This window comes from Paenibacillus sp. FSL H8-0104, from assembly GCF_038050215.1.
Taxonomy (GTDB): domain Bacteria; phylum Bacillota; class Bacilli; order Paenibacillales; family Paenibacillaceae; genus Paenibacillus; species Paenibacillus amylolyticus.
In genome coordinates, this window is sequence record NZ_JBBOTC010000001.1 from 3,377,377 (window position 1) to 3,390,453 (window position 13,077).

At 44.9% G+C, this 13,077-nt stretch carries 10 protein-coding genes; 9 read left to right on the forward strand and 1 reads right to left on the reverse strand.

The window, feature by feature from the left end; all coding sequences use genetic code 11:
* Positions 1-43: 43 nt before the first annotated feature.
* The 4 genes from NST38_RS15100 to NST38_RS15115 all read left to right on the forward strand — a co-directional run bounded on the left by NST38_RS15100 (position 44) and on the right by NST38_RS15115 (position 6,161).
* Entirely contained in the window at positions 44-2,395 is a 2,352-nt protein-coding gene (locus NST38_RS15100) for a helix-turn-helix domain-containing protein (protein ID WP_341344006.1), read from the forward strand.
* A 275-nt stretch (positions 2,396-2,670) separates the two neighbouring features.
* A complete protein-coding gene (locus tag NST38_RS15105; RefSeq protein WP_036671100.1) occupies positions 2,671-3,525 on the forward strand; it encodes an ABC transporter permease in 855 nt (284 codons plus the stop codon).
* A gap of 27 nt (positions 3,526-3,552) precedes the next feature.
* Positions 3,553-4,482, forward strand: a complete 930-nt coding sequence (locus NST38_RS15110) for a carbohydrate ABC transporter permease (RefSeq protein WP_076253042.1) — start codon at positions 3,553-3,555, stop codon at positions 4,480-4,482.
* A gap of 20 nt (positions 4,483-4,502) precedes the next feature.
* Positions 4,503-6,161 (forward strand): ABC transporter substrate-binding protein, encoded by a 1,659-nt coding sequence (locus NST38_RS15115; RefSeq protein ID WP_143780999.1) that lies wholly within the window; start codon positions 4,503-4,505, stop codon positions 6,159-6,161.
* Between the two features lie 224 nt (positions 6,162-6,385).
* Here the strand turns inward: NST38_RS15115 and NST38_RS15120 are convergent, their stop codons facing one another.
* Entirely contained in the window at positions 6,386-7,528 is a 1,143-nt protein-coding gene (locus NST38_RS15120; protein ID WP_076253044.1) for a glycosyl hydrolase family 8, read from the reverse strand.
* A 289-nt stretch (positions 7,529-7,817) separates the two neighbouring features.
* Here NST38_RS15120 and NST38_RS15125 point away from each other — a divergent pair, with 289 nt between their 5' ends.
* The 5 genes from NST38_RS15125 (at position 7,818) to NST38_RS15145 (ending at position 13,062) form a co-directional block, all read left to right on the forward strand.
* Entirely contained in the window at positions 7,818-9,101 is a 1,284-nt protein-coding gene (locus NST38_RS15125) for an SGNH/GDSL hydrolase family protein (protein WP_076253045.1), read from the forward strand.
* A 41-nt stretch (positions 9,102-9,142) separates the two neighbouring features.
* A complete protein-coding gene (locus tag NST38_RS15130) occupies positions 9,143-9,916 on the forward strand; it encodes an alpha/beta hydrolase (RefSeq protein ID WP_076253046.1) in 774 nt (257 codons plus the stop codon).
* 71 nt (positions 9,917-9,987) lie between these two features.
* Complete coding sequence (locus tag NST38_RS15135) at positions 9,988-10,623, forward strand: glycoside hydrolase family 11 protein (protein WP_036615877.1); 636 nt, start codon at positions 9,988-9,990, stop codon at positions 10,621-10,623.
* A 133-nt stretch (positions 10,624-10,756) separates the two neighbouring features.
* Entirely contained in the window at positions 10,757-11,596 is an 840-nt protein-coding gene (locus NST38_RS15140) for a formylglycine-generating enzyme family protein (RefSeq protein ID WP_036671125.1), read from the forward strand.
* A gap of 350 nt (positions 11,597-11,946) precedes the next feature.
* On the forward strand, positions 11,947-13,062 hold the full coding sequence (locus NST38_RS15145; protein WP_076253047.1) for a response regulator transcription factor: 1,116 nt from the start codon (positions 11,947-11,949) through the stop codon (positions 13,060-13,062).
* The last annotated feature ends 15 nt before the right edge of the window (positions 13,063-13,077 follow it).

Below are 13,077 nucleotides of genomic sequence, written 5' to 3' on the forward strand. Positions count from 1 at the left end.
TCACAGAGAAATGTAAGCGCTTGATAAAAAAGGGAGGGTACATATGCAGCTCCTATGGTCCAAATTTTCACCCGTGTTCCGCCGATTCCTCATTTCGTATCTTGTCATTCTGATGATTCCTCAAATTGCGGGATATGCCTCTTACCGAGCTTCCATTGAAGCGGCCCGTTCCAGCTCCATTGAGAACAGTTTGAAGTCGCTGAGTCTTGGCAAAGAGATCATTGAGCGAAATCTTCTTCAAGTCGAAGCTTTTACCAGACAGCTTGCCGTCAATCCCGATTTGCAAAATTTAATTGCTGGGCCAAAGCCGCATGATCTCTACAATGTCTACGGTATGAACCGTATGCAGCGGAGCCTCTCCATGTACAGCAGTACCAATGATTACTTGTCCCATTTCTTCATTCACATTCCGAACTACAATGCCATCATCACACCAAGAACTGTGTATTATCGTCCAGAGCATTATTATGCTGCAAATCAGCTGGACGGTATGTCGTTTGAACAATGGCATGACCAAATTCTCAAACAACCACACTTTAATGAAATCATACCGCTTCGAAACTATAAACGTGAAATACTCGGCACTGTGCTTGCAGACGTTCCCGCCATTACGTTTCTGCAATCTCTGCCTTTGAACAGCTTCAACAAACCGCAAGCGACGATTGGTGTCATGATTGATCAGGATCAGATGGCCAGCCTTACTCAACATATTGTGGATCAATATGGCGGCTGGACTCTCGTCACCGATGCGGAAGGGCAGATCATTTTCTCCCATGGCATTGAACAAGCCGAAGCCGAGCAAATGGCACAGAGTCGCCAGAGAGAAGGTAACGCTGCGGAAACGGAGCTGAACGTGCAGAATGTACAGCCTGGAAGTGATGGTCGGCTGCTGATATCGATGCAGTCCAGTCAAAATGGATGGAATTACATGGCAGGGATTCCGGAGAAAGCACTCATGACAAAAGCGGACCAAATCAAACAAGTCACGCTGGTCTTTACTTTGGCAACCATTGCCTTGGGACTGTTATTCGGGCTGGTTCTGGCCTATCGGAATAGTGCACCCGTATACAGATTGTTGGCCTCTTTTCGGGAACAAATCACCGATTCCCCAGGCAGACGGGGCAATGAATATGATTTTTTGGCAAGCCATATTAACAATCTCATTGCTAATAATGACTCACTTAAAAACGCCATGAATGAGCAGATTCCGTTATTGAGAGACGGTTTTATCAAACGTTTGTTAACGGGAGAAGTCTATACCTCACTTGAGTTGGAGGTTATCTCATCCCAGGCGCACATTTCTCTTCATAGCAGCAAGGGCTTGGCAGGCTTAGTGAAGGTAAACGGATATGCCAATCCGGACAGTGAAGAAACTATCCATGAACTGGGTGTCGCAAGGCTGCTCATCAAACAGGTACTTACAGAGTGGAATGCGCAGCTGCTGATCACGGATTGGGGAACAGACCAGATCGCTTTTGCCTGTCCATTGGATGAGAACTCACTGAATGAAGCTATAGGGAGATGTGAAAAAGAGCTGAACACCTTGATGGAAGTGATCTACCGGGAGCATCGGATATCCACAACAATTGGCACAGGTGCAGCTTACGAGGTCTGGAATGATGCAGGGCGTTCCTTTGACGAAGCCAAACAAGCTCTGGATTATGCCATTCATATGGGAACAGACCATCTGGTGAGATTTGAAGATACGATGAAGGAAAATGAAATGTTCTATTATCCGATTGAGTCTGAACAGCGCCTGCTGAACACAATCAAAGTCGGGGAGCCTGAAGAGGCGGTACGTATTCTGGAGCAATTGTTTTTTCGTAATTTAGAGGAGCGGGAACTGTCCTACGAGATGACACAGCAGTTCATCATGGAGCTGAAGGGGACTTTTCTGAAGCTGGACGAACCAAAATTCAAGTTGGATGCCTCCCTGCTGGAGGAATATAAAACCCGGGTGACATCCATTCAGATGACAGAAACGATTACTTCGCTGCGTGCAAAGTTCAAACGGTTAACGGAAGACATCTGCGGTGATTTCCAGAGAAGAAGAGCAGGAGCACATGCGGATACTGTAAGCGAAATGATTTGTTTTATCCAACAACATTATGGGGATGCAAACTTGACGATCTATCGGATTGCCGAGCACATGAGCAAGTCCGAGAAGTTTATATCCCAACTGTTCAAAGAACATACGGGAGAGAATCTTTCCGATTATGTAGAACGGGTACGCATCGATGCTGCCTCGAACTTGTTGCACTCCACCGGTCAGACCATTGACGAGATAGCGGAGGCCACCGGGTATAATAGTGCACATTCATTCCGCCGAGCTTTCAAGCGGGTACGCGGCATTTCTCCGAGTGTATTTCGGAAAATGGACGTTCATAGCGGTTAATGTAGGCTGTTTCTCGGGAACTATATTCGCTATTTGTACTTTCTCAGCGTAACTGTACCTTTACGCATCCCCAGCGCAATCTTATGATTACTCAAAAAGTAAGCGCTACCAAGTTGAGCTGAAGTTCAGCACGATTTGGAGCCAAGAATGGGGGGATGATTCTGAGAACCACAATGACCAGTGAATCAAAGTCCGTGGAGAAACCAAGTAAACCGTTTGCCTTGAAGCAAGCATTATCCAGAAGCTGGAGGCGACATTGGCAGCTATATCTGCTGATCCTGCCACCGATTGCTTACTTTATTATTTTCAAGTATGTACCCATGGTGAATGCGGTCCTAGCATTTAAAGATTACAACGTCATCAAGGGGATCTGGGGCAGTCCGTGGGCCGGAACCAAGTATTTCGAATTACTTTTCAAAAATCCGGCGTTTGTCATGCTGATCAAGAACACACTCTACATTTCGTTTTACAGCCTGATCGTTGGTTTCCCGATTCCTATATTACTGGCGCTCGCGCTGAACGAAATCAAAAACATACGATTCAAAAAAACAGTACAAATGGTGACATATGCTCCATATTTCATCTCTACTGTTGTTATGGTCTCCATCATTATGCTCTTTCTGTCTCCTAGGCTGGGTATTGTCAACACGATTGCAGGTGCCCTTGGTTTCGAAGCGGTGAATTTTCTCGGTGAGCCCGGACTGTTTCGATCCATCTACGTATTCTCCGATGTGTGGCAGGGAATGGGGTACTCGGCTGTGATCTATCTGGCTGCTCTGGCAGGTGTTGATCCATCCCTGTATGAAGCCGCCAAAGTGGACGGAGCCAACCGAATACAGAAAATCATTAATGTTGATCTGCCTGGACTACTTCCGGCAGCCGTCATCATTCTGATCTTGAGTGTAGGTAATATCATGGCTGTTGGGTTCGAAAAAATATATTTGCTGCAAAATCCGCTCAACCTGTCTGCTTCGGAGATTATCTCCACCTATGTCTATAAAATAGGATTGCTGAATGCCAATTATAGCTTCGCTACTGCGGTTGGCCTGTTCAACTCGGTGATTAACCTGATTCTGCTATTAATTGTAAACGCGGTTGCCAAGCGACTGTCCAATACAAGTTTATGGTAACGGGAGCGAAAGGAGGAGAATCAACCCATGCCTAACACACAGACAAATGCAGGTCGTTCGCGGATCAAGAGCAGCAGTGCGATTCGTGAATCCTGGGGAGACCGCGTATTTATAACGGTTGTTTACTTCATGTTGACAGTGGTGCTGATTGCCGTGCTGTATCCCTTGATATATATTGTGAGTTCTTCGCTCAGCAGCCCTGCTGCCGTCTCCTCGGGAAAAGTCTGGTTGTGGCCCATTGACCTGACGTTTGACGGTTACAAGTCTGTATTGCGGAATGATCAAGTCCTTACCGGTTATGCCAATTCCCTTTTTTATACAGCCTGCGGCACCTTCATCAGCGTGGCACTGACCATTATGATTGCTTATCCATTATCCAAAAAAACGTTTGTTGGTCGCAGCTCGTTAATGATGTTTATTACCTTCACCATGTTGTTCTCAGGCGGTTTGATCCCTACCTATCTGGTGGTCAAAACCATGGGACTGATTGATACCCGTTGGGCGTTGCTGATTCCCAATGCCGTCTGGGTATGGCAAGTCATCATTGCCCGTACCTTTTTTCAGAATTCGATACCGGAAGAATTGTCCGAAGCAGCAGACATCGATGGCTGCAGTGACATCCGGTTTATCTTCAGTATTATCCTGCCACTCGCCAAACCGATTATCGCCGTGTTGTCACTTATGTACGCTGTCGGTCAGTGGAATGCATACTTTGACGCCCTCATCTATCTGAAATCACAGTCGCTCTATCCGCTACAGCTGATATTACGCAGCATTCTTATTCTGAACAGCAGTACGGGGAGCATGGATGCATCGGAAATGATTAAACAGCAGCAGATGGCTGAACTCATGAAGTACTCGTTAATTGTGATGGCCAGCTTGCCGGTGCTAATCATCTATCCTTTTGTTCAACGGTATTTCGTGCAAGGCATGTTGATTGGCTCAGTCAAAGGATAAGTTCATTTTTTCTATTATTCATGAGGGAGAGGATTGTATTGAAAAAAGCGGGATTCATCATTCTTGCCTGTATGCTGTTTACCTCGTTGGTACTTGCCGGATGTTCAAGTTCTGATAAGGGGAACGGGGAAGGTAGCGATCCATCAGGCAAGACGGCCATTAATGTGTTTGCTCACCAGGGTTCGGATACCAACCTTTCCACTAACAAATTCACGAAGAAAATGGAAGAGAAGTTTGATATTAAATTCAACTGGACTACGGTTCCATTCGACGGTGCAGCGGAGAAAAGACAGATTTCACTGGCTTCCGGTGATTATCCGGACTTGTATCTGCTCATCCCTTGGGTAGATCGTTTCTCCCAGACAGACTTGTTGAAGTTTGGTCAGCAGGGGGTTATTTTGCCGCTGAATGATCTGATTGAGGAGCATGCTCCCAATATTAAAAAAGTGCTTGAAAGCAATGACTATTATCGGGCCATGAACACTGCTCCTGACGGAAATATCTATGGTCTGACGGGTCTGAATGAATGTTTTCACTGTTCATACCCAAACAAAATGTGGGTCAACACCAAATGGATGGAACAACTGGGCCTGACCGAACCCACGACGACAGAAGAATTTAAGGAAATGCTTCGGGCATTTAAAACGAAAGACCCGAACGGGAACGGCAAAGCCGACGAAGTACCGCTAAGCGGTTCGACTGAAAATTTCGGTGTGCACATTATTCCGTACTTGATGAACGGTTTTATCTATGACGACGATCGGAATTATCTCATTGTCAATCAGGGGAAAGTGGAGACCGTAGTGAACAAACCGGAGTGGAAAGAAGGGCTTGCCTATATTAAATCCCTGTACGATGAAGGGTTGATTGATCCAGGGGCATTTACCCAAAACGTCGGGGCCTTCAAAAAAATTGGAGATAACGCTGATGCACAGCTTCTCGGTGCAGGAGCAGCGATGCATCCATCATTATTCGTAACCACTGCCGAAGGTTCTCCTTACGGGAATGATTACAATCCCATCCCTCCATTGAAGGGACCCCATGCTGCTTATGCTACGTACAACTATCCGATTGATCCCGGAGCGTCTTTTGTACTGACAAACAAAGCCAGTGAGGAAACACAGATCGCGGCCATAAAGTTGCTGGATTATCTCTATACCCAGGAAGGAACCATGGCATCATATCTCGGAGAAGAGGGTGTAAGCTGGCGCAAACCACAAGAAGGAGAAGTCGCGCTCAATGATCAGATTGAGCCGTTATATAAAGCCATTCCGCTTCCTTCTGGAGAAGAACCTCGTAATGACAGTTGGGCTGCATTAAGTCAGTACAATCATTATCAGGCATATCGGGACTCCGAAGTACAGGGGACAGACATCTATGCCAATGATGGTGGTGAGCGACGTCTCTATGAGGCGACATTGTTAATGGAGGGCAAGGAACCAAAAGAGATTTTCCCTCATTGGGCATTGTGGGTAGATCCGTCCCAAGCTGATGAAGCCAGCATGATGCAGACCAATCTCAAGGATTACATCGATCAGAACGCCCTGCAATTTATTACTGGCGCCAAAAGTCTGGATAAGGATTGGGATGAATATGTGAAAGGCCTGGAGGGATTGAACATTAATCGATATCTGGAGATTATGCAGTCTTCCTATGATACTTCTTCCGTTTCCAAATAATTAAAGTATCTGAATCATACAGAGCGGGAAAAGTTACTGCCTGTATTTGCACAACCACACGCGTTCCCGGTTCGCAGTCAACATATGCGAGCCGGGAACGTTTTTTATTGATATAGATTAAATCGTAATATCATTGCATCCTTCTTAAAATTCAGTGATTGGACCTGTGCTGCAAGCCAAACGTTCACAGGGCAGGTTCAACAGCTCGTGCACATTCCCTTAGTTTAGTACATGCGATATCTTCCGCTTAGAGCGAGCATGCTGAAAAAATACAGGCAATTGTCGTAATAACGTCGCTCTCCCTGACGCAAAGGTGTGTTCCAGAACTTGCGAACGAATGTGTCAGCATGTGGACCGTCCGCAGCCAGTGAAGCCATGGCATTGGTAGCCAGCAAACCTACAGGATGCAGTGAAGGTTCGTCGAAAGGTTCACCTTCTATTGTATACCGACGATAATCGGACATTTCAATATCACTGAAGAAGGATTGAATCCGATTGGATTGTTCGATCTGCCAGTGATCCCTGCGGAACCATTCCCAGTCCAGCGCTATATTTGCAGCAACACGGTAGGCATCACTGTAAAAATGTCTGAAATCACCATGCGGCTGTATTGGAGCCGGAGAGCCGTCATAGTTCGCATATTCAGGTGATAATCCGGTTACGGGATGGCAGGCTGTATGAAGGTAAGCACGACTAGCGGCCGCCGCTTCTTTCCAGAAGCTCTGATCTTCTTCATCCGCATATTTCGCGAATAGCTCATAAAAATGAGGCAGATGGTAGGATGGGTCGCTAAACGGTGTTTCTGGTATGAATTTGATCAGTTTTGTTTCCGGGTCCCACATGGGATCGCCTTCGCCGTCTTCGCCTTGATGTATACATGCACGAAGGATTTTGCGGGCTTGTGCCTTGTAATCATAAGGTTCAGCCCCATCGCCCCAGCGGTTGGATGCAAAAAAAAGCGCCATGGCAAAAAACTCCTCACCATCAGGAGCAGGACCTTGTGAGAGTTGGGTTCCGTCAGGCTTGCAATGCCAGGCAAAATAATCTTTATAACGTCCCGCTTTATGTTGCATAAACGTGTGTGAGAAATTCCAGAGTCGATCAAATTCCTCCTTTTTGTCCATCTGAACAGCCATCATCATGCCATAGGACATGCCTTCGGAGCGAACATCGAGATTACCGGTGTCCAGCAAATAACCCTTGTCCTCACCCATAGGGTAATATATTCGAGTATTTTTATCGCCATAAAACAGCTCGTTCCATGTTTCTTCCAATCTGTTCGTAATCTCATTCTTATCGTAGCCTAGCTTCAAGAACAGATTTGTATATGTACCCGTATCCCACGCGCCTTGACCCGTGATATTCATGAGTATCCTCCTTTATCAATGCGGTTTTTCAAAATTATATCATGGAAATAGTATACAAATTAAAGCGTTTACATGAAAAAATTATAGGTGTTCTGATCTGCATGTCATTGTACTCAAATTAAAATGATATATTGGTTAAAATCCTATACTTTGTCAGGTTGTTGTAAAATTATGTAAGGGATACACTTTGGGAGAAGGATCACATCTGATCTAATAATACAAGCTGTGATTCTTTAAAAGTTGTTTGAGGATGGTCAGAATCTAAACCGGAAGGATGTGATGATGATTTATGCTCCAGGATTCAGGAGATGCAGGTGAAAACACGGAATTCACTGCACCGCGCGATCCAGTTGGAGTGACAGCGTCGGCAGTCAAGCCCGCAATTGATTTTGAGTCACCTAGATATCGCGACATGATTGGCCGATCTCTTCTGAACAAAGGAAATAATGTCAGATTAAAACGAGCCATTGAGAAGGCAAAAAACGGCGAACCTGTCGTTATCGCTTATATTGGAGGCTCCATTACCCATGGTGCTGGTGCAGTACCTATTCATCTCCAAAGTTACGCTTATCGGTCGTATGAGTCGTTCAAGTTTATGTTTGCGCTTTCAAAAGATAGTTCGATTCATCTGATTAAAGCAGGTGTGGGTGGAACTCCTTCAGAACTGGGGATTGTACGTTATGATCGTGATGTGCTGAGGGGAGGTGCCGTTCAGCCGGATATTGTCATAATCGAATTCGCAGTCAATGACGCAGATGATGAAACCCAAGGTAAATGTTACGAGAGTCTGGTACTCAAAGCACTTACTGCCGATAACAAGCCAGCGGTCATCTTGTTATTCAGTGTATTCGAAAATGACTGGAATCTACAGGATCGTCTCGCTCCGGTAGGCTGGCATTATGATCTGCCAATGGTAAGTGTGAAAGATGCTGTCGTAGATCAGTTCAATAAGACAAAAGGTGAAGGCAACGTTATTTCCAAAAAGCAATTTTTCCATGATATATATCATCCAACTAACATAGGGCATCGAATTATGGCCGATTGTTTGGAATATTTGTTCGACGTGACGAATCGTTCTGAGTGGGATGAGAAAGATCATCATATTGAAAAAGCTCCGCTAATTGGGAATGAATTTGTTAATGTGAAGCTGTTGGATCGGAAAAATGGCAATCATATTGCCCGAATCGATGCAGGCTCTTTTTGTAAAACGGACACGGATCTGCAGATGGCTGAGATGGATGCTCATGACTATGGTACACCTCAGTTCCCCAACAACTGGATGCGTACAGGAGAGGGAAAAGAGGATCAGAGTAGCTTTCGGATAAGTTTGCAGTGCAAACGCCTCATTCTGATCTTCAAGGATTCTGGTAACGATGAATTCGGAACTGCACATATCAAGGTAGATGGGGTATTTGTCCAAAAAGTCGATCCGCGTCAAGTGAACTGGACCCATTGCCATGCCACACTTCTGCTTAACGAAGAGCATGTGGGGGAGCACTCCATCGAGATCGAAATGGCGGAAGGCCATGAACATAAATGCTTCACTATTCTGGGTTTTGGCTATGTGGATTAACTGAAGACTGATAGTCACTCATATGTTCGGAGGAAAAGAGAATGGAATTGATCTCACCAGCAGTAACGGGATATGACCAGTATCGGGAGAATATACCACGTGGAGTCATGGAGACGGTAGAGTATCCTTCCACCACGGTTGGCAATTCCCGTAAAGCGATGGTGTACACCCCACCAGAATTTTCTTCGACAACGATGTATCCTGTACTTTTTCTTTTGCATGGTATTGGCGGAGACGAAACCGAATGGCATACTCATGGATCTCCGCAAATTATTCTCGATAATCTGTACAACGATAATATGCTTGAACCGATGGTTATTGTTTTCCCCAACGGTCGCGCAATGTCGAATGATCGAGCCGTAGGAGACCTGTTTGAACCTGAGAAAATCAAAGCATTTAAACGGTTCGAATCCGATCTGCTCAACGATTTGATACCTTACATGGAGTCGAACTACCCTTTGCATAAAAGCCGGGATAAAAGGGCGATTGCTGGTTTATCCATGGGTGGAGGTCAATCCTTAAATATCGGATTAAATAATCTAGACCATTTTGCATGGATCGGTGCTTTCTCTGCAGCCCCAAACACCAGAAGTCCGGAGCTACTTGTCCCTGATCTTTCGAAAGCGCCTTCATTACTCTCGCTGTTATGGATCTCTTGCGGTGAACAGGACAATCTTATAGAGATTAGTCTTGGGGTTCACCAATATTTGGCGCAACACGGAGTACCTCACATTTGGCATGAGGAAAGTGGAGGACATGATTGGCCCGTGTGGAAGAACGATTTGTATCTGTTTTCGCAACGTCTTTTCAAATGAATTTGCTGAAGAACATTCATATCGGATTGTAGCATCAACCAAATCTATTAAAATATCAGGAGGTATAATCTATGTTTAAATTTAGCAAAAAATTGTTAACCGTTGTTCTTGCAGCTTCCATGAGTTTTGGTGTCTTCGCAGCCACATCGAGCGCAGCAACAGATTATTGGCAAAATTGGACAGATGGTGGAGGAACGGTCAACGCCGTGAATGGATCGGGCGGGAATTACAGCGTGAATTGGCAAAATACCGGGAACTTTGTTGTCGGGAAAGGGTGGACATACGGTACGCCTAATCGAGTGGTCAATTATAATGCCGGCGTATTCTCTCCTTCAGGTAACGGCTATCTCACCTTCTATGGTTGGACTAGAAACGCTCTAATTGAATATTACGTGGTGGATAGCTGGGGAACGTATCGTCCTACCGGAACGTATAAGGGCTCGATGACTAGTGATGGCGGCACATATGACATCTATACAACGATGAGATACAATGCACCTTCCATTGATGGTACTCAGACTTTCCCTCAGTATTGGAGTGTTAGACAGACCAAGAAACCAATCGGAGTCAATTCTACCATCACGTTCAGTAATCATGTGAATGCATGGGCGAGCAAAGGGATGTACTTAGGCAACAGCTGGTCCTATCAGGTGATGGCAACGGAAGGTTATCAAAGTAGCGGAAGCGCAAACGTGACGGTTTGGTAAAAATGATGTGATGCAGTTCAACTTCTGCACCTGCATTTGAAATTCAATTTTCCGGTAGCGTTGAGTAACGTTATTCTCCAGACTAACGGACCTCGACGTTGCCGGATTTAAGCTAGTAAAGGAGAATAATTGAATGAAGAAGCTGGTATGGTTAACTTTAATCGCTATAGTTGTTAGTCTAAGTGCTTGTTCAGCAAGTAATACGAAATTAAGCGATGACTTGGTATTCGTCGAAGGAGGAGCCTTCAAGAGCAGTAAGCCGAGTCAGATCGATAGGAATGAAACGCTGGATTCCTTCTATATTGGCAAATACGAAGTAACTCAAAAAGAATGGATGGAGGTTATGGGGGAAAACCCTTCTGGCTTCAAGGGAGATGACCTGCCTGTTGAAATGGTCAGCTGGTATGACGCAGTGGAATACTGTAATCAAAAAAGTATAAAAGAAAACCTGAAACCTTATTACAATATAGATAAAGACAACCAGGACACGAATAATCACAATGAAAATGACACTATAAAATGGAATGTAACGATCAACGAGGACGCCAACGGTTACCGTTTACCCACAGAGGCAGAATGGGAATACGCTGCAAGCGGAGGTCAAAAGAGCTTAAATTACACATACAGCGGAAGTAACAATCCTGATGAAGTGGCTTGGTACTGGGTAAATGCCGGCGAGAACATTCTGACGGGTGACTGGAGCTGGCCCGCTATTGAGAGCAATCGTAATCAAACCAAAAAAGTCGGAACTCAGAAGGCGAATGAGTTAGGAATCTATGATATGTCTGGGAATGTGAGAGAATGGTGCTGGGACTGGTACAGCGATTCGGAGAGTCCAAATCAAACTTGGCGAGTTGTGAAAGGCGGAGGCTGGATCGGCGGTGTCAATAACAATGAAATATCATTTCGAGGCAAATTTGATGCAAATGGTTTTGGTCCCGATCAAGGATTCCGTATTGTGCGTGGAGAATGAAAACTCTTTTTCCTGGAAATAGATTACTTCTGAGCTAAACCTATACTTTGTCGGGTGAAAACCTATAGTTTAACAGGTTGTTGTACCAAAATGTAAGCGTTACACTTGAATTGTTATCCCGGCGCTTCGCTAAAATCGGAGCGTTCTTATAGTACAGTCCGATGGAACCATGTTCTATGTTATTGATAAATGACGATGAGACTGGTAGAAATTTTGTTCTCCAAAGTTGTGCGAGCAGACAACAATCCTGCTGTTGTTCTGCTGTTTAGCGTTTTCAGAACAACTGGAATCTACCTATTGATATAGATAAAATACATGCAGCTGATCAAGGATAAAAGTGAGGTGAGCTAATGTACAAGGTCATTGTCGCGGATGATGAGCCGTTTATGCTAGAAGGATGGAGAACAATGATTGACTGGCGAGCTTGTGGATATGAACTCTGCGGAACGGCAACAGATGGGGAGGAAGCACTTGCTTTATTTAACTCGGTTGAACCGGATCTTGTCGTCACGGATATTCAAATGCCTGTTATGGATGGTCTTGGTTTGATTCACACCTTGCGAGAAGATCTCGCCTATACCTCTAAAATTGTTATCGTTACAGGATACTCCGATTTTAATTACGCGAAGCAAGCCATACGGTATCAGGTCGATCAGTACGTGCTTAAACCTCTTGTTCCCGAGGAGATTCATCAAATCCTTATGGACATGATTGAACCTCTGGACAAACGCAGAAATGAGCAAAAACAGCAAAATGGAGTCACGGTTACAGATGAAGCCTATGAGAATCATCTTAATGAATATCGAATAAGCGAAGAATATGATTTAGAGCAAATGATGAACATCTCCAAAGAGATCTTGGCGTTGATTGAAGCAGAAAATACGTATTCTATCGATATTGCAGTGAGTGCACTGTTAGAGAAAAGTGAGAAAGCAGAGGTTTCGTTGGAATGGATACATCATGTCATCCGATATATCCATGGGGAGTTGCTACGTAAATATGGAAAAAGAGAGGGTTGCAGAGAAATACTATGTGAAAAAGATTGGCATGAGGCTGCGAGTTGGTCTTCCGGCACATTGCAAGACCTGTGTGTTCGACTGTCCAAGCAACTTTCCCAGTCTGAATTGAAGCAAAAGACGGGTACGGGAGGGCTGGTTGCAGAAGCAGTGAATGAATTGAAGCAGCACTATCGAAGTAAAATTAAATTACAGGATGTAGCTAATCGTATTCACGTGAATTCTGCCTACCTGGGTCAACAGTTCAAGCGGGAGATGGGGGTCAGTTTCAGTGACTATGTGCACCAGCTTCGTGTTGAGGAGGCCCGTAAACTCCTGCGACGTACCAATATGAAGATCACTGACATTGCATTCAGGCTAGGATATCATGATGCTGAATATTTCACCCAAAAGTTCAGAGCGCATACAGGGGAGCTTCCGTCAGTCTATAAAAACAAAAACCAAGGGTGATTATATGCGTCATAA

Bases quoted from the DNA above. Each gene is read 5' to 3' on its own strand.
- NST38_RS15100 (WP_341344006.1), top strand. From the start codon at position 44: ATGCAGCTCCTATGGTCCAAATTTTCACCCGTGTTCCGCCGATTCCTC.
- NST38_RS15110 (WP_076253042.1), top strand. From the start codon at position 3,553: ATGCCTAACACACAGACAAATGCAGGTCGTTCGCGGATCAAGAGCAGC.
- NST38_RS15115 (WP_143780999.1), top strand. From the start codon at position 4,503: ATGAGGGAGAGGATTGTATTGAAAAAAGCGGGATTCATCATTCTTGCC.
- NST38_RS15120 (WP_076253044.1), bottom strand. From the start codon at position 7,528: ATGAATATCACGGGTCAAGGCGCGTGGGATACGGGTACATATACAAAT.
- NST38_RS15125 (WP_076253045.1), top strand. From the start codon at position 7,818: ATGCTCCAGGATTCAGGAGATGCAGGTGAAAACACGGAATTCACTGCA.
- NST38_RS15130 (WP_076253046.1), top strand. From the start codon at position 9,143: ATGGAATTGATCTCACCAGCAGTAACGGGATATGACCAGTATCGGGAG.
- NST38_RS15135 (WP_036615877.1), top strand. From the start codon at position 9,988: ATGTTTAAATTTAGCAAAAAATTGTTAACCGTTGTTCTTGCAGCTTCC.
- NST38_RS15140 (WP_036671125.1), top strand. From the start codon at position 10,757: ATGAAGAAGCTGGTATGGTTAACTTTAATCGCTATAGTTGTTAGTCTA.
- NST38_RS15145 (WP_076253047.1), top strand. From the start codon at position 11,947: ATGTACAAGGTCATTGTCGCGGATGATGAGCCGTTTATGCTAGAAGGA.